The sequence below is a fragment of the Kineococcus glutinatus genome (assembly GCF_039542765.1).
Classification (GTDB): Bacteria; Actinomycetota; Actinomycetes; order Actinomycetales; family Kineococcaceae; genus Kineococcus_A; species Kineococcus_A glutinatus.
This window is the reverse complement of sequence record NZ_BAABIL010000007.1, coordinates 1-22031: the sequence shown is the minus strand read 5'-3', so window position 1 is coordinate 22031 and position 22031 is coordinate 1. Positions and strand designations below refer to the sequence as shown.

Annotated in this window: 34 protein-coding genes; 33 read left to right on the top strand and 1 reads right to left on the bottom strand. The window is 73.1% G+C overall.

The features are described 5' to 3' along the window. The first annotated feature begins 10 nt into the window (after positions 1-10). From rplB to ABEB16_RS00530, 28 genes are all read left to right on the top strand, one after another. A complete protein-coding gene (rplB, locus tag ABEB16_RS00665) occupies positions 11-847 on the top strand; it encodes a 50S ribosomal protein L2 (RefSeq protein WP_345710353.1) in 837 nt (278 codons plus the stop codon). A gap of 16 nt (positions 848-863) precedes the next feature. Beyond that, complete coding sequence (gene rpsS / locus ABEB16_RS00660; protein ID WP_345710352.1) at positions 864-1145, top strand: 30S ribosomal protein S19; 282 nt, start codon at positions 864-866, stop codon at positions 1143-1145. 94 nt (positions 1146-1239) lie between these two features. Continuing rightward, on the top strand, positions 1240-1620 hold the full coding sequence (rplV, locus tag ABEB16_RS00655) for a 50S ribosomal protein L22 (protein ID WP_345710351.1): 381 nt from the start codon (positions 1240-1242) through the stop codon (positions 1618-1620). Continuing rightward, positions 1620-2471, top strand: coding sequence for a 30S ribosomal protein S3 (rpsC, locus tag ABEB16_RS00650; RefSeq protein ID WP_345710350.1), 852 nt, complete (start codon positions 1620-1622; stop codon positions 2469-2471). Before rplV ends, rpsC begins: the two co-directional genes overlap by 1 nt. A 2-nt stretch (positions 2472-2473) precedes the next feature. Beyond that, positions 2474-2893, top strand: a complete 420-nt coding sequence (rplP, locus tag ABEB16_RS00645) for a 50S ribosomal protein L16 (protein WP_345710349.1) — start codon at positions 2474-2476, stop codon at positions 2891-2893. Next, positions 2893-3147, top strand: coding sequence for a 50S ribosomal protein L29 (rpmC, locus tag ABEB16_RS00640; protein WP_345710348.1), 255 nt, complete (start codon positions 2893-2895; stop codon positions 3145-3147). Before rplP ends, rpmC begins: the two co-directional genes overlap by 1 nt. Beyond that, a complete protein-coding gene (gene rpsQ / locus ABEB16_RS00635; RefSeq protein ID WP_345710347.1) occupies positions 3144-3437 on the top strand; it encodes a 30S ribosomal protein S17 in 294 nt (97 codons plus the stop codon). Before rpmC ends, rpsQ begins: the two co-directional genes overlap by 4 nt. A 109-nt stretch (positions 3438-3546) precedes the next feature. Further along, complete coding sequence (gene rplN / locus ABEB16_RS00630; protein WP_345710346.1) at positions 3547-3915, top strand: 50S ribosomal protein L14; 369 nt, start codon at positions 3547-3549, stop codon at positions 3913-3915. Position 3916: 1 nt separating this feature from the next. After that, positions 3917-4294 carry a 50S ribosomal protein L24 gene (rplX, locus tag ABEB16_RS00625; protein WP_345710345.1) on the top strand — a complete coding sequence of 126 codons (378 nt, stop codon included), beginning with the start codon at positions 3917-3919 and terminating at the stop codon, positions 4292-4294. 1 nt (position 4295) lies between these two features. Beyond that, positions 4296-4868 (top strand): 50S ribosomal protein L5, encoded by a 573-nt coding sequence (rplE, locus tag ABEB16_RS00620; RefSeq protein WP_345710344.1) that lies wholly within the window; start codon positions 4296-4298, stop codon positions 4866-4868. Positions 4869-4870: 2 nt separating this feature from the next. Next, a complete protein-coding gene (locus tag ABEB16_RS00615; protein WP_345710343.1) occupies positions 4871-5056 on the top strand; it encodes a type Z 30S ribosomal protein S14 in 186 nt (61 codons plus the stop codon). A 97-nt stretch (positions 5057-5153) separates the two neighbouring features. Then, entirely contained in the window at positions 5154-5552 is a 399-nt protein-coding gene (gene rpsH / locus ABEB16_RS00610; protein ID WP_345710370.1) for a 30S ribosomal protein S8, read from the top strand. A 13-nt stretch (positions 5553-5565) separates the two neighbouring features. Next, positions 5566-6105 (top strand): 50S ribosomal protein L6, encoded by a 540-nt coding sequence (gene rplF / locus ABEB16_RS00605; protein WP_345710342.1) that lies wholly within the window; start codon positions 5566-5568, stop codon positions 6103-6105. Between the two features lie 3 nt (positions 6106-6108). After that, positions 6109-6486: a 50S ribosomal protein L18 gene (rplR, locus tag ABEB16_RS00600; RefSeq protein ID WP_345710341.1), complete on the top strand. Its 378-nt coding sequence runs from the start codon at positions 6109-6111 to the stop codon at positions 6484-6486. Between the two features lie 28 nt (positions 6487-6514). After that, positions 6515-7147: a 30S ribosomal protein S5 gene (gene rpsE / locus ABEB16_RS00595; protein ID WP_345710340.1), complete on the top strand. Its 633-nt coding sequence runs from the start codon at positions 6515-6517 to the stop codon at positions 7145-7147. After that, the gene (rpmD, locus tag ABEB16_RS00590) at positions 7147-7329 is read left to right on the top strand and encodes a 50S ribosomal protein L30 (protein WP_345710339.1); all 183 of its coding nucleotides are present in this window, start codon (positions 7147-7149) and stop codon (positions 7327-7329) included. Before rpsE ends, rpmD begins: the two co-directional genes overlap by 1 nt. A 2-nt stretch (positions 7330-7331) precedes the next feature. After that, entirely contained in the window at positions 7332-7784 is a 453-nt protein-coding gene (gene rplO, locus ABEB16_RS00585; protein ID WP_345710338.1) for a 50S ribosomal protein L15, read from the top strand. 184 nt (positions 7785-7968) lie between these two features. Further along, positions 7969-9270 carry a preprotein translocase subunit SecY gene (gene secY, locus ABEB16_RS00580; RefSeq protein ID WP_345710337.1) on the top strand — a complete coding sequence of 434 codons (1302 nt, stop codon included), beginning with the start codon at positions 7969-7971 and terminating at the stop codon, positions 9268-9270. Beyond that, positions 9267-9842 (top strand): adenylate kinase, encoded by a 576-nt coding sequence (locus ABEB16_RS00575; RefSeq protein ID WP_345710336.1) that lies wholly within the window; start codon positions 9267-9269, stop codon positions 9840-9842. The genes secY and ABEB16_RS00575 overlap by 4 nt, the downstream gene beginning before the upstream one ends. A 46-nt stretch (positions 9843-9888) precedes the next feature. Then, positions 9889-10719, top strand: a complete 831-nt coding sequence (gene map / locus ABEB16_RS00570) for a type I methionyl aminopeptidase (RefSeq protein ID WP_345710335.1) — start codon at positions 9889-9891, stop codon at positions 10717-10719. Positions 10720-10881: 162 nt separating this feature from the next. Then, positions 10882-11103, top strand: a complete 222-nt coding sequence (gene infA / locus ABEB16_RS00565) for a translation initiation factor IF-1 (protein WP_012084955.1) — start codon at positions 10882-10884, stop codon at positions 11101-11103. 70 nt (positions 11104-11173) lie between these two features. Beyond that, on the top strand, positions 11174-11287 hold the full coding sequence (gene rpmJ, locus ABEB16_RS00560; RefSeq protein ID WP_009740505.1) for a 50S ribosomal protein L36: 114 nt from the start codon (positions 11174-11176) through the stop codon (positions 11285-11287). A 167-nt stretch (positions 11288-11454) separates the two neighbouring features. Continuing rightward, on the top strand, positions 11455-11835 hold the full coding sequence (rpsM, locus tag ABEB16_RS00555) for a 30S ribosomal protein S13 (protein ID WP_345710334.1): 381 nt from the start codon (positions 11455-11457) through the stop codon (positions 11833-11835). 115 nt (positions 11836-11950) lie between these two features. Continuing rightward, positions 11951-12358, top strand: a complete 408-nt coding sequence (gene rpsK, locus ABEB16_RS00550; RefSeq protein ID WP_345710333.1) for a 30S ribosomal protein S11 — start codon at positions 11951-11953, stop codon at positions 12356-12358. Positions 12359-12533: 175 nt separating this feature from the next. After that, positions 12534-13547 carry a DNA-directed RNA polymerase subunit alpha gene (locus tag ABEB16_RS00545; protein ID WP_345710332.1) on the top strand — a complete coding sequence of 338 codons (1014 nt, stop codon included), beginning with the start codon at positions 12534-12536 and terminating at the stop codon, positions 13545-13547. Positions 13548-13612: 65 nt separating this feature from the next. Further along, entirely contained in the window at positions 13613-14209 is a 597-nt protein-coding gene (gene rplQ / locus ABEB16_RS00540) for a 50S ribosomal protein L17 (RefSeq protein WP_345710331.1), read from the top strand. A gap of 68 nt (positions 14210-14277) precedes the next feature. Continuing rightward, positions 14278-15144, top strand: coding sequence for a tRNA pseudouridine(38-40) synthase TruA (gene truA, locus ABEB16_RS00535; RefSeq protein ID WP_345710330.1), 867 nt, complete (start codon positions 14278-14280; stop codon positions 15142-15144). A gap of 40 nt (positions 15145-15184) precedes the next feature. Next, complete coding sequence (locus tag ABEB16_RS00530) at positions 15185-15658, top strand: SixA phosphatase family protein (RefSeq protein WP_345710329.1); 474 nt, start codon at positions 15185-15187, stop codon at positions 15656-15658. A gap of 49 nt (positions 15659-15707) precedes the next feature. Here the strand turns inward: ABEB16_RS00530 and rsgA are convergent, their stop codons facing one another. Then, positions 15708-16853: a ribosome small subunit-dependent GTPase A gene (gene rsgA, locus ABEB16_RS00525; protein WP_345710328.1), complete on the bottom strand. Its 1146-nt coding sequence runs from the start codon at positions 16851-16853 to the stop codon at positions 15708-15710. Positions 16854-17100: 247 nt separating this feature from the next. Here rsgA and ABEB16_RS00520 point away from each other — a divergent pair, with 247 nt between their 5' ends. The 5 genes from ABEB16_RS00520 to ABEB16_RS00500 form a co-directional block, all read left to right on the top strand. Next, entirely contained in the window at positions 17101-18783 is a 1683-nt protein-coding gene (locus ABEB16_RS00520; RefSeq protein ID WP_345710327.1) for an ABC-F family ATP-binding cassette domain-containing protein, read from the top strand. Between the two features lie 158 nt (positions 18784-18941). Continuing rightward, the gene (gene rplM, locus ABEB16_RS00515) at positions 18942-19385 is read left to right on the top strand and encodes a 50S ribosomal protein L13 (protein WP_345710326.1); all 444 of its coding nucleotides are present in this window, start codon (positions 18942-18944) and stop codon (positions 19383-19385) included. A gap of 38 nt (positions 19386-19423) precedes the next feature. Beyond that, positions 19424-19924 carry a 30S ribosomal protein S9 gene (gene rpsI / locus ABEB16_RS00510; RefSeq protein ID WP_345710325.1) on the top strand — a complete coding sequence of 167 codons (501 nt, stop codon included), beginning with the start codon at positions 19424-19426 and terminating at the stop codon, positions 19922-19924. 141 nt (positions 19925-20065) lie between these two features. Further along, the gene (gene glmM / locus ABEB16_RS00505; protein WP_345710324.1) at positions 20066-21439 is read left to right on the top strand and encodes a phosphoglucosamine mutase; all 1374 of its coding nucleotides are present in this window, start codon (positions 20066-20068) and stop codon (positions 21437-21439) included. Positions 21440-21494: 55 nt separating this feature from the next. Next, positions 21495-22031 (top strand): GNAT family N-acetyltransferase (locus ABEB16_RS00500; RefSeq protein ID WP_345710323.1); only part of this gene is annotated, 537 nt, incomplete at its 3' end.

Genomic DNA, 22031 nt, shown 5'->3' with positions numbered 1-22031 from the left:
CGAACTCACCATGGGAATCCGCAAGTACAAGCCGACGACGCCGGGCCGGCGCGGCGCCAGCGTCGCCGACTTCGTCGAGGTCACGCGCGCGCAGCCGGAGAAGTCGCTCGTGCGTCCCCTCACCAAGAGCGGCGGTCGCAACAGCTCCGGCCGGGTCACGACGCGCCACCACGGTGGCGGCCACAAGCGCGCCTACCGGGTGATCGACTTCCGTCGCCACGACAAGGACGGCGTGCCGGCGAAGGTCGCTCACATCGAGTACGACCCCAACCGCACCGCCCGCATCGCCCTGCTGCACTACGTCGACGGCGAGAAGCGCTACATCATCGCGCCGCACCGGCTCAAGCAGGGTGACCGCATCGAGAACGGCCCCACGGCCGACATCAAGCCCGGCAACAACCTGCCGCTGCGCAACATCCCCGTCGGCACGGTCGTCCACGCCATCGAGCTGCGGCCCGGCGGCGGCGCGAAGATCGCCCGCTCGGCCGGCGCGAGCGTCCAGCTCGTGGCCCGCGAGGGACAGTTCGCCCAGCTGCGGATGCCCTCCGGTGAGATCCGCAACGTCGACGTCCGCTGCCGCGCCACCATCGGCGAGGTCGGCAACGCCGAGCAGTCCAACATCAACTGGGGCAAGGCCGGGCGCCTGCGCTGGAAGGGCCGCCGGCCCACCGTCCGCGGCGTCGCCATGAACCCGATCGACCACCCGCACGGTGGTGGTGAGGGCAAGACGTCCGGCGGTCGCCACCCCGTGAGCCCGTGGGGCCAGCCTGAGGGCCGCACGCGGCGTCCGGGCAAGGAGAGCGACAAGCTCATCGTCCGCCGCCGCCGCACCGGCAAGAAGCGCTGATAGGAGCACGGCCACCATGCCTCGCAGCCTGAAGAAGGGCCCCTTCGTCGACGACCACCTGCAGAAGAAGGTGGACGACCAGAACGAGAAGGGTACGCACACCGTCATCCGCACGTGGTCGCGACGCTCCATGATCACGCCGGACTTCCTCGGCCACACGATCGCGGTGCACGACGGGCGCAAGCACGTGCCCGTGTTCGTCACCGAAGCGATGGTCGGGCACAAGCTCGGCGAGTTCGCGCCCACGCGCACCTTCCGCGGTCACGAGAAGGACGACCGCAAGGGCCGTCGCCGCTGAGCCGAGCGAACCCGCCCGGCCCGTCCGGGCGGGCGCCGGCGGAAGACGCTGGCAGCCCACCACGTTGAGACTCGAAGAAGAAGGCAGGACAGGGATGGAAGCCAAGGCGCAGACGCGGTACCTCCGCGTCACGCCCCAGAAGGCGCGCCGAGTCGTCGACCTGATCCGGGGCAAGCAGGCCACCGAGGCGGTCGCCGTGCTCCAGTTCGCCCCCCAGGCGGCGGCGGAGCCGGTGCGCAAGCTCGTGGAGAGCGCGATCGCGAACGCCCGGTTCCTGGCGGACAAGCACTCGCAGGCCTTCGACGAGCGCGACCTGGTCGTGCAGACGGCCTACGTGGACGAGGGACCGACGATGAAGCGCTTCCGCCCCCGCGCCCAGGGCCGCGCCGGCCGGATCCTGAAGCGCACCAGCCACATCACGGTGGTCGTGGCCCCGCCGGCCGACGGCGCCAAGAAGACGAGGAGGACCCGCTAGTGGGACAGAAGGTCAACCCGCACGGGTTCCGACTGGGCATCACCACCGACCACAAGAGCCGGTGGTTCGCCGACTCGACGCGTCCGGGGCAGCGGTACTCGGACTACGTCAAGGAGGACGTCGCGATCCGCCGCCTCATGTCCAAGGGCATGGAGCGGGCCGGCATCTCCAAGGTCGAGATCGAGCGCACCCGCGACCGCGTGCGCGTCGACATCCACACCGCCCGCCCGGGCATCGTCATCGGGCGGCGCGGCGCGGAGGCCGACCGCATCCGCGGCGAGCTCGAGAAGCTGACCGGCAAGCAGGTGCAGCTCAACATCCTCGAGGTCAAGAACCCCGAGGTGGACGCCCAGCTCGTCGCGCAGGGCATCGCCGAGCAGCTCGCCAGCCGCGTCTCCTTCCGACGCGCCATGCGCAAGGGGATGCAGACCTCGCTGCGCTCCGGCGCCAAGGGCATCCGGGTGCAGTGCTCCGGCCGCCTCGGCGGCGCTGAGATGAGCCGCTCGGAGTTCTACCGCGAGGGTCGCGTGCCGCTGCACACCCTCCGCGCGAACATCGACTACGGCTTCTACGAGGCCCGCACCACCTTCGGCCGCATCGGCGTGAAGGTGTGGATCTACCAGGGCGACGTGACCAGCCGCGAGCTCGCTCGCGAGCAGGCCACCGCCCCGCGCGCCCCCCGCCGCGGTGAGCGCAGCGAGGGTCCCCGCGGCGGCGGTCGCCGCCCGCGCACCCAGGGGAGCGAGCCCACCACCGCGCCCGTCGCCGAGGCGACCGCCGGCGGTGGCGAGGCCGGTGTCGTGACCGAGCAGCCGGCCACCGGCAAGAGCCCGAACTCGACGGAGGCCTGACCGTGCTGATCCCACGTCGCGTCAAGCACCGCAAGCAGCACCACCCGCGCCGCACCGGCGCGGCGACCGGCGGCACCCGCGTCACCTTCGGTGAGTACGGGATCCAGGCGGTCGAGGGCGGCTACATCACGAACCGGCAGATCGAGTCGGCTCGTATCGCGATCACCCGTCACATCCGCCGTGGTGGCAAGGTCTGGATCAACATCTACCCGGACCGGCCCCTCACGAAGAAGCCCGCCGAGACCCGCATGGGCTCCGGCAAGGGCTCGCCGGAGTGGTGGATCGCCAACATCAAGCCCGGACGCGTCATGTTCGAGCTGTCGTTCCCCAACGAGAAGGTCGCTTCGGAGGCGCTGACCCGCGCCATCCACAAGCTGCCGGTGAAGTGCCGGATCGTCCGGCGCGAGAGTGGTGAGGCGTGATGGCAGTCGGCACGAAGGGCCTGGCCCCCGAGCAGCTGCGCGACTTCGACGACGCGCGCCTGGTCGAGGAGCTGCGCAAGGCCAAGGAGGAGCTGTTCAACCTCCGCTTCCAGTCCGCGACCGGGCAGCTGGAGAACAACAGCCGCCTGCGGGCCGTCAAGCGCGACATCGCGCGGATCTACACGACCATGCGGGAGCGCGAGCTCGGGATCACCGAGGCGCCCGCCACCCAGGAGACGGAGGGGGCCAAGTGAGCGAGAACACGTCGCAGGAGGCCGCGACCACCGCCCCGGCGCGCGGCTACCGCAAGACGCGTCGTGGCTACGTGGTCAGCGACAAGATGCAGAAGACGGTCGTGGTCGAGGTCGAGGACCGCGTCAAGCACCCGCTGTACGGCAAGGTGCTGCGTCGCACGAGCAAGGTGAAGGCGCACGACGAGGTCAACACCGCCGGTGTCGGCGACCTCGTGCTGATCGCCGAGACCCGGCCGCTGTCCGCGACCAAGCGCTGGCGCGTCGTCGAGGTCATCGAGCGCGCCAAGTGATCGTCGGCGGCCCCCGGGCCGCCGGCACTCCGTCCACATCAGTTCGGCCAGGCTCGCGCCCCGTCGGCCCAGTCGGGGCACGAGAACCAGCGCGACGAAGGAGTAGAGAGTGATTCAGCAGGAGTCGCGGCTCAAGGTCGCCGACAACACGGGTGCCAAGGAGATCCTCTGCATCCGCGTGCTCGGCGGCTCGGGCCGCCGCTACGCGGGTATCGGCGACGTCATCGTCGCCACCGTGAAGGACGCCATCCCCGGTGGCAACGTCAAGAAGGGCGACGTGGTCAAGGCCGTCGTCGTCCGCACCACCAAGGAGCGCCGTCGCGCGGACGGCTCCTACATCCGCTTCGACGAAAACGCCGCGGTGATCCTCCGCAACGACGGCGACCCGCGCGGCACCCGCATCTTCGGTCCCGTGGGCCGCGAGCTGCGCGAGAAGCGGTTCATGCGGATCATCTCGCTGGCTCCGGAGGTGCTCTGAGATGGGGAAGATGCGGATCAAGAAGGGTGACCTCGTGCAGGTCATCACCCGCGTCCGCGGTCGCCGCAACGCCGACGGCACCAAGACCTCCGACCTCGGCAAGCAGGGCAAGGTGCTGGACGTCTTCCCGGAGACCCAGCGGGTCCTGGTCGAGGGCGTCAACCAGATCAAGCGGCACACCAAGGCGGGCCCGGGCAACCAGGGCGCCGGCGGCATCGTCGTGCGCGAGGCCCCGATCCACGTCAGCAACGTGCAGCTGGTCGACCCGGAGACGAACAAGCCGACCCGCGTCGGCATCCGCACCGAGACCGCGGAGGCGGACGGCGCCACGCGCGTCCGGCGCATCCGCGTCGCCAAGCGCTCGGGTAAGGACATCTGAGATGACTGAGACGATCGAGACCGCGCGCACGCTGCCGCGCCTCAAGCAGCGCTACCGCGAGGAGATCCGCAGCGCCCTCCAGGAGCAGTTCGGCTACCCCAACGTCATGCTGATCCCCGGCCTGGTGAAGGTCGTGGTCAACATGGGCGTCGGCGAGGCCGCTCGCGACTCGAAGCTCATCGACGGCGCCGTCCGGGACCTCACGGTCATCACCGGGCAGAAGCCGCAGGTGACCCGCGCCCGCAAGTCCATCGCACAGTTCAAGCTGCGCGAGGGCATGCCCATCGGTGCGCACACCACGCTGCGCGGTGACCGGATGTGGGAGTTCCTGGACCGCCTGCTGGCCCTGGCGCTGCCGCGCATCCGCGACTTCCGCGGCCTCTCGCCGAAGCAGTTCGACGGCAACGGCAACTACACGTTCGGCCTCACGGAGCAGTCGATGTTCCACGAGATCGACCAGGACCGGATCGACCGCGTCCGCGGCATGGACATCACGGTCGTGACCACAGCCAAGAGCGATGAGGAGGGCCGGGCGCTGCTGCGTCTCCTGGGCTTCCCCTTCAAGGAGAACTGACCGTGGCGAAGACGGCTCTTGTCAACAAGGCGGCCCGCAAGCCGAAGTTCGCGGTGCGCGCCTACACCCGGTGCCAGCGGTGCGGCCGGCCGCACTCGGTCTTCCGCAAGTTCGGCATCTGCCGCATCTGCCTGCGGGAGATGGCACACCGTGGCGAGCTGCCCGGTGTGACCAAGAGCAGCTGGTGACACCGGTGCTGCTGAACCACCTCGACGTGACGACGCCGCAGGTCCACACCGCGCAGTGCGGTGCGGAAACCCCGGCGAGGAAGGGCGGGCGAGCCCGATGACGATGACCGACCCCATCGCGGACATGCTGACGCGTCTGCGCAACGCCAACTCGGCGTACCACGACAGCGTCACCATGCCGTACAGCAAGCTGAAGTCCCACATCGCGGAGATCCTCCAGCAGGAGGGCTACATCGACGCCTGGAAGGTCGAGGACGCCGAGGTCGGCAAGAAGCTGATCATCAGCCTCAAGTTCGGCCCCAACCGGGAGCGGTCGATCGCAGGTGTGCGCCGGGTCTCCAAGCCCGGCCTGCGCGTGTACGCGAAGTCCACCAACCTGCCGCGGGTGCTCGGCGGCCTGGGCGTGGCGATCCTGTCCACGTCGTCGGGCCTGCTCACGGACAAGCAGGCGGCCAAGAAGGGCGTGGGTGGGGAAGTCCTCGCCTACGTCTGGTGAGAGGGGAGAGAACATGTCGCGCATCGGCCGACTCCCCGTGCCCGTGCCTGCCGGCGTGGATGTGACCATCGACGGCAGCTCGGTCACGGTCAAGGGCCCCAAGGGGTCCCTCACGCACGTCGTCGCAGAGCCCATCACCGTCGAGCGCGGTGAGGACGGGACCATCCAGGTCGCCCGCCCCAACGACGAGCGCACCGCCAAGGAGCGCCACGGCCTGACCCGCACCCTGATCAACAACATGGTGCTGGGTGTGACCGAGGGCTACGTCAAGCGCCTGGAGATCCACGGCACCGGGTACCGCGTCACCGCCAAGGGGCCGGACCTCGAGTTCGCCCTCGGCTTCAGCCACCCCGTCGTCGTGCGCCCGCCCGCCGGCATCACCTTCGCGGTGGAGAACCAGACCCGCTTCTCGGTGCAGGGCATCGACAAGCAGCTGGTCGGCGAGGTGGCCGCCAACATCCGCAAGCTGCGCAAGCCGGACCCGTACAAGGGCAAGGGCGTGCGCATCGCCGGCGAGACGATCCGCCGCAAGGTCGGGAAGGCTGGTAAGTAAGTCATGTCGCTTGCTGTGAAGCGGACCCAGAAGGGCAGCGCGGCCGCTCGCGGTCGCCGGCACCTGCGCGTGCGCAAGAAGGTCGTCGGCACCACCGAGCGCCCCCGCCTCGTCGTGACCCGTTCGGCGCGGCACGTCTTCGTGCAGGTCATCGACGACACCGTCGGCAGGACCATCGTCTCGGCCTCCACCATGGAGGCCGACCTGCGCGCCTCCGAGGACGCCAAGTCGGCCAAGGCCCACCGCGTCGGCCTCCTCGTGGGCGAGCGCGCCAAGGCTGCCGGCATCGAGGCCGTGGTCTTCGACCGCGGCGGCAACCGCTACGCCGGTCGTGTGGCAGCCATCGCCGACGGCGCCCGCGAAGCCGGCCTGGCCCTGTGAGCACCCTGCGAGAGATGAGGAACGCCTGATGCCTGGACCCCAGCGCCGCGGCGCCGGCGCCGGTGCGGCCGGTGGCGGCGACAACAACCGCCGCGACGGCCGTCGCGACGGCGGCCGCGACAACCGTCGCGGCGACAGCTCGGACCGCAGCAACTTCGTCGAGCGCGTGGTGACCATCAACCGCGTGGCGAAGGTCGTCAAGGGCGGTCGTCGCTTCAGCTTCACCGCCCTCGTCGTCGTGGGCGACTCCGACGGGACCGTCGGCGTCGGCTACGGCAAGGCCAAGGAGGTGCCCGCGGCCATCGCCAAGGGCGTCGAGGAGGCCAAGAAGAACTTCTTCAAGGTGCCCCGCATCCAGGGCACCATCCCGCACCCCGTGCAGGGCGAGAAGGCCGCGGGCGTGGTCATGCTGCGCCCGGCGTCCCCCGGTACCGGCGTGATCGCCGGTGGTCCGGTGCGCGCGGTGCTCGAGTGCGCCGGCATCCACGACGTGCTCAGCAAGTCCCTGGGCAGCGACAACGCCATCAACATCGTCCACGCGACGGTGGAGGCGCTGCGCGGCCTGGAGCGCCCGGAGCAGGTCGCGGCCCGTCGCGGGCTGCCCGTGGACGCCGTCGCCCCGGCGGCGCTGCTGCGGGCCCGGGCGGAGGGGGCTGCCTGATGGCTCAGCTCAAGGTCACCCAGGTCCGCTCGGAGATCGGTGGCAAGCAGAACCAGCGGGACACGCTGCGCAGCCTCGGGCTGCACCGCATCGGCGACGTCGTCATCAAGGACGACCGTCCCGAGTTCCGCGGCATGGTCCGCGCGGTGGCCCACCTGGTCACCGTCGAGGAGGTCGAGTGACGATGGCGAACGACTCCGTCCTGAAGGTGCACCACCTGCGCCCCGCGCCCGGAGCCAAGACGGCGAAGACGCGCGTGGGCCGCGGTGAGGCCAGCAAGGGCAAGACCGCTGGTCGCGGTACGAAGGGCACCAAGGCGCGCTACGCCGTGCCGGAGGCCTTCGAGGGTGGGCAGATGCCGCTGCACATGCGGCTGCCCAAGCTCCGCGGCTTCAAGAACCCGTTCCGCGTCGAGTACCAGGTCGTGAACCTGGACCGCCTCGCGGCGCTGTACCCCCAGGGGGGCGCGGTGACCGTCGAGGACCTCGTGGCCAAGGGCGCCGTGCGCGCCGGTCACCCGGTCAAGGTGCTCGGCACGGGTGAGGTCTCGGTGGCGCTGCAGGTGAGCGCCCACCGCTTCTCCGCGAGCGCGGAGCAGAAGATCGCCTCTGCCGGCGGGTCCACGACCCAGCTCTGACAGGCAGCCCGACGCGGCGGCTACGGACACCTCACGGGGCTGTCGGTAGCCGCCGCGTTACTGTTCTGGGGCGGTAGGGTCGTGGCCCCGGAGGAGCACCCTCCGGGGCCCGGCACCCGTGCCACGCCCGAAGCGCCACCCACCAGCGTCAGCTCTCCGCCGTCACGGCGGTGCAGGAGGTCACGTGCTCACCGCTTTGGCCCGCGCGTTCCGCACGCCGGACCTGCGCCGGAAGCTGCTCTTCACGCTCGCCATCATCGTGCTCTTCCGGCTGGGTTCGTTCATCCCCACGCCAGGGGTCAGCTACAGCGCCGTGCAGCAGTGCCTGACGCTGGCGCAGACGGGCAACAGCCTGCTGGGGCTGGTCAACCTCTTCAGCGGGGGTGCCCTGCTCCAGCTGTCGGTCTTCGCGCTCGGGATCATGCCCTACATCACCGCGAGCATCATCATCCAGCTGCTCACGGTGGTCATCCCGCGCTTCGAGGAGCTGAAGAAGGAGGGGCAGACCGGCACCGCGAAGCTCACGCAGTACACGCGGTACCTCACCATCGCCCTGGCGATCCTGCAGTCCACGACCTACGTCTCCATCGCCCGGGACCCCTCCCGCCTCTTCGGCACGCAGTGCAGCGCGCAGGTCGTGCCCGACCAGCGGGTGCACGTCCTGGCCCTCATGGTGCTCACCATGACCGCCGGCACCGGCCTGGTCATGTGGCTGGGCGAGCTGATCACCGAGCGCGGCGTCGGCAACGGCATGTCGCTGCTGATCTTCACCTCCATCGCGGCGACCTTCCCCACCTCGATCTGGGCGATCGGGCAGCAGAACGGCTACGGCATCATGGCCGCGGTGATCCTGATCGGCCTCTTCATCGTGGCCGCCGTGGTCGCCGTCGAGCAGTCCCAGCGGCGGGTGCCGGTGCAATACGCCAAGCGCATGGTCGGCCGGCGCATGTACGGGGGCACCAGCACCTACATCCCGCTGAAGGTCAACATGGCCGGGGTCATCCCGGTGATCTTCGCGTCGTCGCTGCTCTACCTGCCGGCGCTCGTCTCGCAGTTCAGCGACCCCAGCGAGGGCTGGGTGCGCTGGGTGCAGACGTACCTGGTGCGCGGGGACCACCCGCTCTACATGGCCGTGTACTTCGGCCTGATCATCTTCTTCGCGTACTTCTACGTCGCCATCACGTTCAACCCGGACGAGGTGGCAGAGAACATGCGAAAGTACGGCGGCTTCATCCCGGGTGTGCGCGCGGGCAAGCCGACCGCCGAGTACCTCGACTACATCCTCACCCGCATCACCCTGCCCGGTGCGCTCTACCTGGGCCTCATCTCCCTGGTGCCCCTGATCGCCCTGGTGCTCTTCCAGGCGGACCAGAACTTCCCCTTCGGTGGGACGTCGATCCTCATCGTCGTCGGCGTGGGGCTGGAGACGGTGAAGCAGATCGAGTCCCAGTTGCAGCAACGGAACTACGAAGGGTTCTTGCGATGACGCGTCTCGTCCTCCTCGGTCCGCCAGGTGCCGGCAAGGGCACCCAGGCGGCCCGCCTCGCCGAGCGGCTCGGCGTCCCGGCCATCTCCACCGGGGACATCTTCCGGGCCAACGTGGCCCGCAAGACCGAGCTCGGCGTCGCGGCCAAGGAGTACATCGACGCGGGCAAGTACGTGCCGGACTCCGTCACCAACGCCATGGTCCGCTCCCGCCTGGCCGAGCCGGACGTCGCGGACGGCTTCATCCTCGACGGCTACCCCCGCACCACGGACCAGGTCCGCGAGCTCGACGACATGCTCGCCGCCTCCGACAGCGCGCTGCGGGCCGTGGTGGAGATCACCGCGGACGCCGACGAGCTCGTGCGCCGACTCGTGCACCGGGCGACCGTGCAGGGCCGCAGCGACGACACCGAGGACGTCATCCGCACCCGCCAGGAGCTGTACCTGCAGCAGACGGCCCCGCTCGTGCACGTCTACGCCGAGCGCGGTCTGCTGCGCAGGGTCGACGGCCTCGGCAGCGTCGACGAGGTGACCCGGCGACTGGTCGACTCCCTCGGCGAGGGGGAGTCCTGAACCCCGTCGCGGCGAGCGCGGGCACCGCGGTGGTGGGGGTGCGCCGGTGAGCGTCTTCTCCCGCGAGCGCATCGAGTGGAAGACGCCGGAGCAGGTGCTGCTGATGCGCCGGGCGGGGCTGCTCACCGCCGCGGCGCTGGAGGCCGTGCGCTCGGCGCTGCGCCCCGGGGTGACCACCGCCGACCTCGACGCCGTCGCCGCCGCCGTCATCCGTGACGGCGGCGGCGAGCCGTCGTTCCTCGGTTACCACGGCTATCCGGCGACGCTGTGCGTCTCGGTCAACGAGGTCGTGGTGCACGGCATCCCTGGTTCCCGGGTGGTCGCCGAGGGCGACGTCGTCTCCGTGGACTGCGGCGCGATCGTCGGCGGCTGGCACGGCGACTCCGCCTTCACCGCCATCGTCGGTGAGCCGCTGCAGGACGCCGACGCGGAGCTCGTGGAGATCACCCGCGGCGCGTTGTGGGCCGGCATCGCGGCGCTCGACGGCCGCGGCCGGCTCGGGGACGTCGGTGCGGCGGTCGAGGACGCCGTCGGCGGACGCCTGGGCATCGTGGACGGCTACACCGGTCACGGCATCGGCACGGCGATGCACCAGGCCCCGGAGGTCCTCAACTACCGGGTGCGCGAGCGCGGGCCCCGCGTCAAGCCGGGGCTCTGCGTGGCGGTGGAGCCGATGTGCACGCGCGGGTCGGAGGACACCGAGGTCCTCGCCGACGACTGGACCGTCGTGACGGCCGACGGGTCCCGGGCGGCGCACTGGGAGCACACGGTGGCCGTCCTGGAGGACGGTCTGTGGGTGCTCACCGCGCCGGACGGCGGTGCGGCGGAGCTGGCGGCCCGCGGTGTCCGCATCGCGTCCCTGGCCGGCGCCGGCTGATCCGCCGCACCGCCGTCCGGCTGCGATTTCGCCTCTCGTCGCGCGTCCCCTAGACTAGATCCTCGGTCCGCCCTGTCTGCCGCTCGAACGGTTCGCCTGCTCCTCGGCACGGGTGCGAGTCCAGACAGAGCACCTGAGGAACCCGACGGAAAAGCGGAGGACATGCCGAAGAAGGACGGCGTCATCGAGATCGAAGGCACCGTGATCGAGGCCCTGCCGAACGCGATGTTCCGCGTCGAGCTGAGCAACGGCCACAAGGTGCTCGCCCACATCTCCGGGAAGATGCGTCAGCACTACATCCGCATCCTCCCCGAGGACAGGGTCGTCGTCGAGCTCAGCCCCTACGACCTGTCCCGCGGGCGCATCGTCTACCGCTACAAGTGACCCCACTGGCCGCCTCCCCCCGCACGCCCCGACCCGGGCGGAGCGGGGCGGTGGCACGACCGGAGACGTGATGAAGGTCAAGCCCAGCGTCAAGAAGATCTGCGACAAGTGCAAGGTGATCCGCCGCCACGGGCGCGTCATGGTCATCTGCGAGAACCTGCGCCACAAGCAGCGCCAGGGCTGACGCCGCAGCGGACCGCGGCAGCGGACCGCTGACGGTCCAGCACCACCAGAGCGCAGCACCCACCCGACCGGCAGGTCGGGTGACACCCCCGGTCGGAGGCCGGGGACCCGCCGGACGAGGGCGGGAGCGGTGCTGCGGCAGACCTCCGTGATGGAAGAGGAACCCACATGGCACGTCTCGTCGGCGTGGACCTGCCCCGCGAGAAGCGGGCGGAGATCGCGCTCACCTACATCTTCGGCGTCGGGCGCACCCGCGCGAAGGAGACGCTCGCCGCGACCGGCGTCAGCCCGGACACGCGCGTGCGCGACCTCGGGGACGACGACCTGGTCAGGCTGCGCGACCACATCGAGGCCAACTACCGCGTCGAGGGCGACCTGCGCCGCGAGGTGGCCGCCGACATCCGCCGCAAGGTCGAGATCGGCAGCTACGAGGGCCTGCGCCACCGCCGCGGTCTGCCGGTGCGCGGGCAGCGCACCAAGACCAACGCACGCACCCGCAAGGGCCCCAAGCGCACCGTGGCCGGCAAGAAGAAGGCGGGCCGCAAGTAGCAGCGGGCGGCTGCTGCCGCCTCCTCCGAGACCCGGGCGCCGAGCCCGGTGCTCGCCGACCCGAGGTCACGCCGACCGCGCGGACCTGCCACGTCGTTCCCCTGGAGTACATCGCATGCCCCCCAAGACCCGCACGGCCTCCGGCGCGCGCAAGCCGCGCCGCAAGGAGAAGAAGAACGTCTCCCACGGCCACGCCCACATCAAGAGCACGTTCAACAACACCATCGTCTCCATCACCGACCCGACGGGTGCCGTCATCGCCTGGGCCTCCGCCGGCCAGGTCGGGTTCAAGGGCTCGCGCAAGTCGACGCCCTTCGCCGCGCAGATGGCCGCCGAGGCCGCCGCGCGCCGTGCGCAGGAGCACGGCATGCGCAAGGTCGACGTCTTCGTGAAGGGGCCGGGCTCCGGCCGCGAGACCGCGATCCGCTCGCTGCAGGCCACCGGCCTGGAGGTCGGCGCCATCCAGGACGTCACGCCGAGCCCGCACAACGGCTGCCGCCCGCCCAAGCGCCGCCGCGTCTGAGGCGCACCGCGCAGCGGGGCGTCGTCGGGCCCGGACCGGTGCCCGCCGTCCCGCTGCGCAGTCGGGGTCGCCCAGCCGGGCGACCCCCTGCCGCGTTGCAGTACCCCGCCGGTGGACCGATGCCGTGCGGGTTCGCGGGACGTCATATGGCGGACGTCCGCGGGAAGGAACTGCCGTGCTGATCGCACAGCGCCCCACGCTCACCGAGGACGTCATCGGTGACTACCGCTCCCGGTTCGTCATCGAGCCGCTGGAGCCGGGCTTCGGCTACACCCTGGGCAACTCGCTGCGCCGCACGCTGCTGTCGTCCATCCCGGGTGCCGCGGTCACGAGCATCCGCATCGACGGCGTGCTCCACGAGTTCACCAGCGTCCCCGGGGTCAAGGAGGACGTCACCGAGCTCGTCCTCAACATCAAGAACCTCGTGGTCTCCAGCGAGCACGACGAGCCGGTCGTGATGTACCTGCGCAAGCAGGGTCCGGGCGCCGTCACCGCCGCGGACATCGCCCCGCCCGCCGGCGTGGAGGTCCACAACCCCGAGCTGCACATCGCCACGCTCAACGCCAAGGGCAAGCTCGAGCTGGAGCTGACCGTCGAGCGCGGTCGCGGCTACGTCTCGGCGCAGCAGAACAAGTCCGGTGAGCAGGAGATCGGCCGCATCCCGGTCGACTCCATCTACTCCCCGGTGCTCAAGGTGACGTACAAGGTCGAGGCCACCCGCGTCGAGCAGCGCACCGACTTCGACCGCCTCGTCGTCGACGTGGAGACCAAGCGCTCCATCGCCCCCCGCGACGCCGTCGCCTCGGCCGGCAAGACCCTCACCGAGCTGTTCGGCCTCGCCCGGGAGCTCAACGTCGACGCCGAGGGCATCGACATGGGGCCCTCGCCGACCGACGCGGCGCTGGCCGCCGACCTCGCGCTGGAGATCGAGGCGCTGGACCTCACCGTCCGGTCCTACAACTGCCTCAAGCGCGAGGGCATCCACAGCGTCGGGGAGCTCGTCTCGCGCAGCGAGGCCGACCTGCTCGACATCCGCAACTTCGGGCAGAAGTCCATCGACGAGGTCAAGGCCAAGCTCGCCGGGATGGGCCTGCACCTGAAGGACAGCCCGCCCGGGTTCGACCCGAGCGCCGTCGTCAACGACTTCGACGAGGACGACACGTCCTTCGCCGAGGACGAGCAGCTCTGACCGTCCGCCCAGCTGGAGGCGCCTGACCCGGGCGCAGCCGGAAGCACCCGAGGAGATCGACAACCATGCCCACCCCCACGAAGGGTCCGCGGCTCGGCGGCGGGCCGGCGCACGAGCGGCTCATCCTCGCCAACCTGGCGACCCAGCTGTTCGAGCACCGCAGCATCACCACGACGGAGGCCAAGGCCAAGCGCCTGCGCCCCTTCGCGGAGCGCCTGATCACGCACGCCAAGCGCGGTGACCTGGCCTCCCGCCGCCGTGTCATGCGGACCATCCGCGACAAGGGCGTCGTCCACGAGCTGTTCACGGAGATCGCCCCCACCGTGGCGCAGCGCGAGGGTGGCTACACCCGCATCGTGAAGATCGGCACCCGCAAGGGCGACAACGCGCCCATGGCGGTCATCCAGCTCGTCCTGGAGCCCCTGAGCGCGAAGCAGGCCACCGTGCGCGAGGCCGAGCGCGCCACCGCCTCGGCGGTCACCCCCGCCGAGGAGAGCGGCGGGCAGGCCACCGAGCCGAGCACCGCGGCCTCGCCCGGTGACGAGGTCGGCGAGGACACCGGCACCGTCACGACGGCCGACACCGAGCCCGGTGCGGACGCCGAGGCGGGTGGCGTCGCGCAGCCCGACACCCTGCCCGAGGACGGCGAGGGCAAGGCCTGAGCAGCCCCGCCGAGCAGCACCCCGGCGAGCCCGCCCTCCCCAGCCCGGGGAGCGGCGGGCTCGTCCGCGTGCGCCTGGACCTCGGCTACGACGGCACCGCCTTCGCGGGGTGGGCCGCCCAGCCCGGGCTGCGCACCGTCGAGGGCGTCCTCACCGACGGCCTCCAGCGGGTGCTGCGGCTGCCCGAGCCGGTGCGGCTCGTCGTCGCCGGCCGCACCGACGCCGGCGTGCACGCCACCGGGCAGGTGGTGCACGCCGACGTGCCCGCGGCGAGCTGGCAGGCCGTGCCGGGCCGCTCCGAGCGCACCCCGGCCGACGCCCTCGTGCGGCGGCTGGCGGGTGTGCTGCCCCCCGACGTCCGCGTGCAGGCCGCGGCGGAGGCCCCCGCCGGCTTCGACGCCCGCTTCTCCGCGCTGCGCCGCCACTACGCCTACCGCGTCAGCGACCACCCCGCGGGCGCACCACCGCTGCGCCGCCACGACGTGCTGGCCCACCGGCGCCCCCTCGACGCCGCAGCCATGGACGCCGCCGCGGCCGCGCTCGTCGGCCTGCACGACTTCGCGGCCTTCTGCAGGCCCCGCGAGGGGGCCACGACCATCCGCACCCTGCTGCACTACTCCTGGCGGCGCGCGGACGACGGCCTGCTCGTCGCCGAGGTCCGGGCCGACGCCTTCTGCCACTCGATGGTCCGGGCCCTCGTGGGGGCGCTGCTGCCCGTGGGGGAGGGCCGCCGCGACACCGGGTGGCCCGCGCGGGTGCTGGCGGCGCGCCGCCGCGACCCCGCCGTCGCCGTCGTGGCCGCCCACGGGCTGTGCCTGCAGCGGGTGGACTACCCGGTCGGGTCGGAGCTGGCCGCCCGCGCGCGGCAGGCGCGCGCGGTGCGGCTCCTGCCGCCCACCGGCGGCGGGGGCGGCCCGGCGCGCGAGAGCACCTGAGACCGCTCCACCGGGACGGCGGATGCGGCAGGCTGGTGCCGTGCCCACCCTCGTCGTCGTGCGCCACGCGCAGGCCCAGAACCCGCCCGGCGTCCCCGACGTCGCCCGGCCGCTGTCCGAGCGCGGCCGCCGCGACGCGGCGGCCGCCGGTGCGTGGCTCCGCGACAACGTCGATGCGCCCGGCCTGCTCGTGACCTCCCCGGCCCGGCGTGCGCAGGAGACCACCGCCGGGCTCGTCGGCGAGTGGGACGAGGTGCCGCCCGTGGTCGACGAGGAGCGGATCTACGAGGCGTCCCTCGGCGACCTCCTGCACGTGGTGCGCGGCCTGGACGAGCCGCGGCCGGTGGTGCTCGTGGGGCACAACCCCGGCCTGAGCGCCCTCGTGGAGGACCTCACGGACCACGTGCTGGAGCTGCGCACCGCGGGTATCGCCGTCGTCGCGGTGCCCTCGGACTGGGCCGACGCCGGGCCGCGGGAAGCGGAGCTCGTCGCGGTGCACACCGCCCGCGCCTGAGCCCCGCCGCCCGCCGACCGGTCCACCGCCCGGCCCGGGTGCCGGGCGGTCAGCGCCCCCGCTCGGTGCGGAGGCGGCGCTGCTCGCGCGCCAGGACCCGGTGCCGGCGCCGCTCCTCGGCCCGCAGCCGCTGGTCGGTGCGGGCGCTGGCCCGGGCCTCCTCCCGCTGCAGGGCGAGGTAGCTGTCGAGCCGTCGCCGGGGCAGGACGTCGGCGTCCACGGCCGCGAGGACCGCGCAGCCGGGCTCACCGGCGTGCCCGCAGTCCGAGAAGCGGCAGTCCGCGCTGAACTCCTCCACGTCGGCGAAGACCCGCTGCAGGCCGGCGGCGGCCTCCTGCAACCCCACCGAGCGCAGTCCGGGGGTGTCGACGAGCGCGCCGCCGCCGGGCAGCGGCACGAGCTCGCGCCGCACGCTGGTGTGCCGGCCGCGGCGGTCGCCCTCGCGCACCGCCCCGACGGCGAGCGCCTCGTGGCCGAGGAGGGCGTTGGCCAGGCTGGACTTGCCGGCGCCGGAGGGCCCGATCAGCACCGCGGTGCCCCGCAGCCGCCTCGCCAGTTCGCCGGTGCCGGCGCCGGTGGTGGCGCTGACGGCGAGCACCTCGGCACCCGGTGCGGTGAGCGCGGCCTCGGCGACCGCGGCCTCGGGGTCGGCCGCGACGTCGGCCTTGGTGAGCACGACGAGCGGGCGGGCACCGCTCTCCCACGCCAGCGCCAGCAGCCGCTCCAGGCGTCCGGGCCGCAGCCGCTCGTCGAGCGGGGCGACCACGACGACGTCGTCGACGTTGGCGGCCAGCACCTGCCCGTGGGAGTGCCCGGCGGTCGCGGCGCGGACGAGGACGGCGCGCCGGGGCAGGACGGCCGTGACGCGGGGGCCGGCGCCGGGGTCGAGGAGGACCCAGTCGCCGGTGGCGGGGGCGCTCACCGGGTCCGGTGCGAGGGCGGCGGGCACCTCGGCGCGCACGGCGCCGGCGGCGGTGACCACCTCGCAGCGGCCCCGGTCCAGGCGCACGACGCGACCGGGGACGACCCCCGGCGGCGGGGCGAGGGCGCTCAGCTCCTCGCGGCGGGCCTCGTCCCAGCCGTAGCGGGCGAGCTCGACGGCCGCGGGCGGCTCGGTGCCGGGAGCGCGGGGAGCGCCGAGGGCGCTGGAGGTGCTGGTGGTGCGGGAAGCGCTGGAGGTCTGCGGGAACTGCACGGTGGGCTCCGGGAGGTGGGGCCCGCCGCGGTCTCAGCGGCGGGCGGGCGGTTCGGGGGCGCGGTCGAGCACGACGACGGTCATGGCTGCCACCCCCTCGCTCCGGACGCCCGGCGGTCCCGGACCCCGCCGACGCTAGGACGCGCACCACCCGTCCGTCAGCTGGTTTTCCGCCGGTCCCCCCGGCGCTGCCCCGCGGATCGCAACCCCGGTGCGGCGCGCGCCCGCCGCCCGACACACTCCCGGGGTGGGCCACGTCGACATCCAGGCGGTCAGCCACGAGCTGCCCGATTCCCGTCCGCTGCTGCACGAGGTGTCCTTCCGGGTCGCGGAGGGCACGACGACCGCGCTCGTCGGCCCCAACGGCACCGGCAAGACGACCCTGCTGCGGCTGGTGGCGGGCGACGAGCCGCTGCAGGCGGGCTCGGTCGTCCGCTCCGGCGGCCTGGGCGTCATGCGCCAGTTCGTGGGATCCGTGCGCGACGCCACGAGCGTGCGGGAGCTGCTCGTCTCCGTGGCCCCGCCCCCGCTGCGGGCGGCGGCCGAGGCCGTCGAGGCCGCCGAGCTGGCGATGCTCGAGCGCGACGAGGAGCGCGAGCAGCTGCGCTACGCGCAGGCGCTCGCCGACTTCGCCGACGCCGGCGGCTACGACGCGGAGGTGCGCTGGGACGAGTGCACGACGGCGGCCCTCGGCGTGCCGTTCGAGCGCTGCCAGCACCGGCTCGTGCGGACCCTGTCCGGCGGGGAGCAGAAGCGGCTGGTGCTGGAGGCGCTGCTGCGCGGGGACGACGAGGTGCTGCTGCTCGACGAGCCCGACAACTACCTCGACGTCCCCGGCAAGCGCTGGCTGGAGGAGCAGCTGCGGGCCACGGCGAAGGCCGTGCTGCTCGTCAGCCACGACCGGGAGCTGCTGGCCGCGGCCGCCGACCGCATCGCCACCCTCGAGCCCGGCGCGCTGGGGGCGACGGCGTGGGTGCACGGCGGTTCGTTCGCGACCTACGCGGCGGCCCGCACCGCACGGGGGGAGCGGATGGAGGAGCTGCGCCGGCGCTGGGACGAGGAGCGCGTCAAGCTGCGCACCCTCGTCGTCACCCTGCGCGAGCGGTCGAAGTTCAACGACGGGATGGCCTCCCGCTACGCGGCCGCCCAGACCCGGCTGCAGCGCTTCGAGGAGGCCGGCCCGCCCCAGGCGCCGCCGGCCGCGCAGGACGTGCGGATGCGCCTGCACGGCGGGCGCACCGGCAAGCGGGCGGTCGTCTGCGAGCGGCTGGAGCTGACCGGGCTGATGCGCCCCTTCGACGCCGAGCTGTGGCTGGGCGACCGCGTGGCGGTGCTCGGCTCCAACGGGTCGGGCAAGTCGCACTTCCTGCGGCTGCTGGCCGCCGGCGGCAGCGACCCGGACACCGGGCACCGCCCGGTGGCGGGGGTGGAGGTGGCGCCGGTCGCGCACCGGGGCAGCGCGCGCCTCGGTGCCCGGGTGCGGCCGGGCTGGTTCGCCCAGACGCACGAGCAGCCCCACCTGAGCGGGCGGACGCTGCTGGACGTCCTGCACCGCGGCGACGAGCACCGCGCCGGCATGGGGCAGGAGGCCGCGGCGCGGGCGCTGGACCGCTACGGGCTGGCGGCGGCGGCCGAGCGGCGCTTCGAGCAGCTGTCCGGCGGCCAGCAGGCCCGGTTGCAGATCCTGCTGCTGGAGCTGTCCGGCGCGACGCTGCTGCTGCTCGACGAGCCCACGGACAACCTCGACCTGCACTCCGCGGAGGCGCTGGAGGCCGCGCTGGAGCGCTTCGAGGGCACCGTGGTGGCCGTCACGCACGACCGCTGGTTCGCCCGCGGCTTCGACCGCTTCCTCGTCTTCGGCGCCGACGGCGTGGTCCGGGAGGCGCCCGAGCCGGTCTGGGACGAGCGCCGGGTGGTGCGCGCCCGCTGAGGTGCCCGCCCGCCCGCGCGAGCGCCCCCCGCGGTCGCGCGTTTTGACCCCCGGTGCACGCGGCGGGTATCGTCGGATGTCGTTGTGCCCACAGGTGTGGAACCCCAGGTTCCCGCCGGGCGCCCCCGATGACCGCATCGAGAACGAAGGCCAGGCCTGTGCGCACGTACACCCCGAAGCCCGGCGACGTCGAGCGTCGCTGGCACGTCATCGACGCGGAAGACGTCGTGCTCGGCCGCCTGGCGTCGCAGAGCGCCATCCTCCTGCGCGGCAAGCACAAGCCGACGTTCGCGCCCCACGTCGACGGTGGCGACTTCGTCATCATCGTCAACGCGGGCAAGGTGGCCCTGACCGGCTCCAAGCGCGACCAGAAGCTGGCGTACCGCCACTCCCAGTACCCCGGTGGCCTCAAGGCCACCCGGTACACGGAGCTGCTGGAGAAGAGCCCGGAGAAGGCCGTCGAGAAGGCGATCCGGGGGATGCTGCCGAAGAACGCGCTGGGCCGTCAGATCCTCAAGAACCTGAAGGTCTACGCCGGTCCGGAGCACCCGCACTCTGCGCAGAAGCCGCAGCCGTACGAGTTGACCCAGGTCGCGCAGTGAGCCACTCCGCGCCCGCTGCGAACTGACTGAGGAGAACCGTGTCCGAGATCACGACCGACGACGTCGCTGAGGACATCACCGAGTCCGACGACTTCACCGGCACCTACACCACCGAGTCGGTCCAGCCGCGCACCGGTGGTTCGAGCATCATCGCCCCCGGCGCGGCCACCGGCCGCCGCAAGGAGGCCATCGCCCGCGTGCGCATCGTGCCGGGCACCGGCCGCTGGTCGATCAACGGCCGCGACCTGGAGTCGTACTTCCCGAACAAGGTGCACCAGCAGCTCGTCAACGAGCCGTTCCGGGTCACCGAGCTCGAGGCCTCCTTCGACGTCATCGCGCGCATCCACGGCGGTGGCGCGTCCGGCCAGGCCGGCGCCCTGCGCCTCGGCGTGGCCCGCGCCCTCAACGAGATCGACGTCGAGGCCAACCGCCCGTCGCTGAAGAAGGCCGGTTTCCTCACCCGCGACGCCCGGGTCAAGGAGCGCAAGAAGGCCGGTCTGAAGAAGGCCCGCAAGGCGCCGCAGTACAGCAAGCGCTGATCCACCGTGCCGGTCCCGACGGACCGGCACGACCGCCCAGAGCCGGGCGGTGCCCGCGGCCGAGCCGCGAGACGACGAACGGCCCCGGGGGCTACCCGGGGCCGTTCGTCGTCGTTGCACACCGAGACGGAGGAGGACGGCGTGGGCCGACTGTTCGGCACCGACGGCGTGCGGGGCCTGGCGAACGTGGACCTGACCGCCGAACTGGCGCTGGGGCTGGCCGTGGCGGCCGCCGGCGTCCTCGCGCCCGGGGACCCGGCGCGCCGGGGACGTCCCCGCGCGGTGGTGGGGCGCGACCCCCGGGCCTCGGGGGAGTTCCTGTCCGCCGCCGTCGTCGCGGGCCTGGCCAGCGCCGGCGTGGACGTCGAGGACGTCGGCGTCCTGCCCACGCCGGCGGTCGCCCACCTCGTCGCCGCCCGCGGCGCCCACTTCGGGGCCGTGCTCTCCGCCTCCCACAACCCCATGCCGGACAACGGCATCAAGTTCTTCGCGCGCGGCGGGGCGAAGCTGCCCGACAGCGTCGAGGACGAGATCGAGCGCCGGCTGGGCACCGGCCCCGGTGCGCGGCCCACCGCGGCGGGCGTCGGCAGGGTCGCCCGCGGCGGCGACGTCGAGCGCGCCGCCGCCGACACCTACGCCGCGCACGTGCTGGCCACCCTGCCCGGCCGCCTCGAGGGCCTGCACGTCGTCGTGGACTGCGCCAACGGCGCCGCCAGCGAGGTCGCCCCCCGCGTGCTGCGGGCCGCGGGGGCGCGCGTCACGGCGCTGTCCGCGGCACCGGACGGCTACAACATCAACGAGGACTGCGGCTCCACCCACCTGGGTGCGCTGCAGGAGGCCGTGGTCGGCCTCGGCGCGGACGCCGGCATCGCCCACGACGGGGATGCGGACCGCTGCCTGGCCGTGGACGCCCGCGGGCAGGTCGTCGACGGCGACCAGATCATGGCGGTGCTGGCCCTCGGCATGCTCGAGGCGGGCACCCTCACCGACCGCACCCTCGTCGCGACCGTGATGAGCAACCTCGGTCTGCGGCTGGCGATGGAGCGCGAGGGCGTGCACCTGGTGGAGACCGCCGTGGGCGACCGCTACGTCCTCGAGGCCATCAGCGAGGGCGGCTACAGCATCGGCGGCGAGCAGTCCGGGCACGTCGTGCTGCCCGCGCACGCCACCACCGGCGACGGCCTGCTGACGGCGGTGCAGCTGCTGGGCCGGATGGCCGGCACCGGCCGCTCGCTGGAGGACCTCGCCGCCGTCGTGCAGCGCCTGCCGCAGGTCCTCGTCAACGTCTCCGGCGTCGACAAGGGCCGCGCCGCCTCCGACCCCGGGGTGCTGGCGGCCGTGCGCGACGCCGAGGCGGAGCTGGGCGCCACCGGCCGCGTCCTGCTGCGCCCCTCGGGCACCGAGCCGCTGGTGCGGGTCATGGTGGAGGCCGCGGACCCCGAGCACGCCCAGCACGTCGCCGACCGGCTCGCCGACGTCGTCCGGCACCGCCTGGGCCTGCAGCGCGTCGGCTGAGGCCCGCACCGAAAACCCGTGGCGGGGCCCGGGCGCGCGGTGCCGTACTGGAGCGGTGAGCACCTCGGCGCCGAGCGCCGCCACCGCCGCCACGGCCCCGCCGGGGTCCCTCGTCCGCGAGGTCGTCACCGCCCGCACCGGCTCGCCGGGGTTTCAGGCGTGGACGGCCCGCTGGTTCGGCACGTGGTGGGCCGAGCACGTGGCGGGGTCCTCGGCCGGCCGGCCCGACCCGGGGCTCGACAGCCGCGACGAGGCCGAGGCGGAGCTGCACAGCGACGACGGCCTCACCGCCACCCACCTGCTGCTCGCCCTCGGCCCCGCGGGTGAGGCCGTGGGAGCCGCCCGCCTCGACCTCCAGCTCGTCGACAACACCCACGTCGCCGACCTGGAGGTGGCCGTGGCCCCCGCCCACCGCCGCCGCGGCGCGGGCAGCGCCCTCGTGCGCCGCGCCTGCGAGCTGGCCCGCGCCGAGGGCCGCACCCGGCTGCGGGTGGGCGTGGCCCACCCCGTGGAGGTCGAGGGGACCCCGCCCGGCGCGCTCGCCGCGGAGCGCTGGGGACTGCCCGTCGCGCTCGTGGAGGCGCGCCGCCAG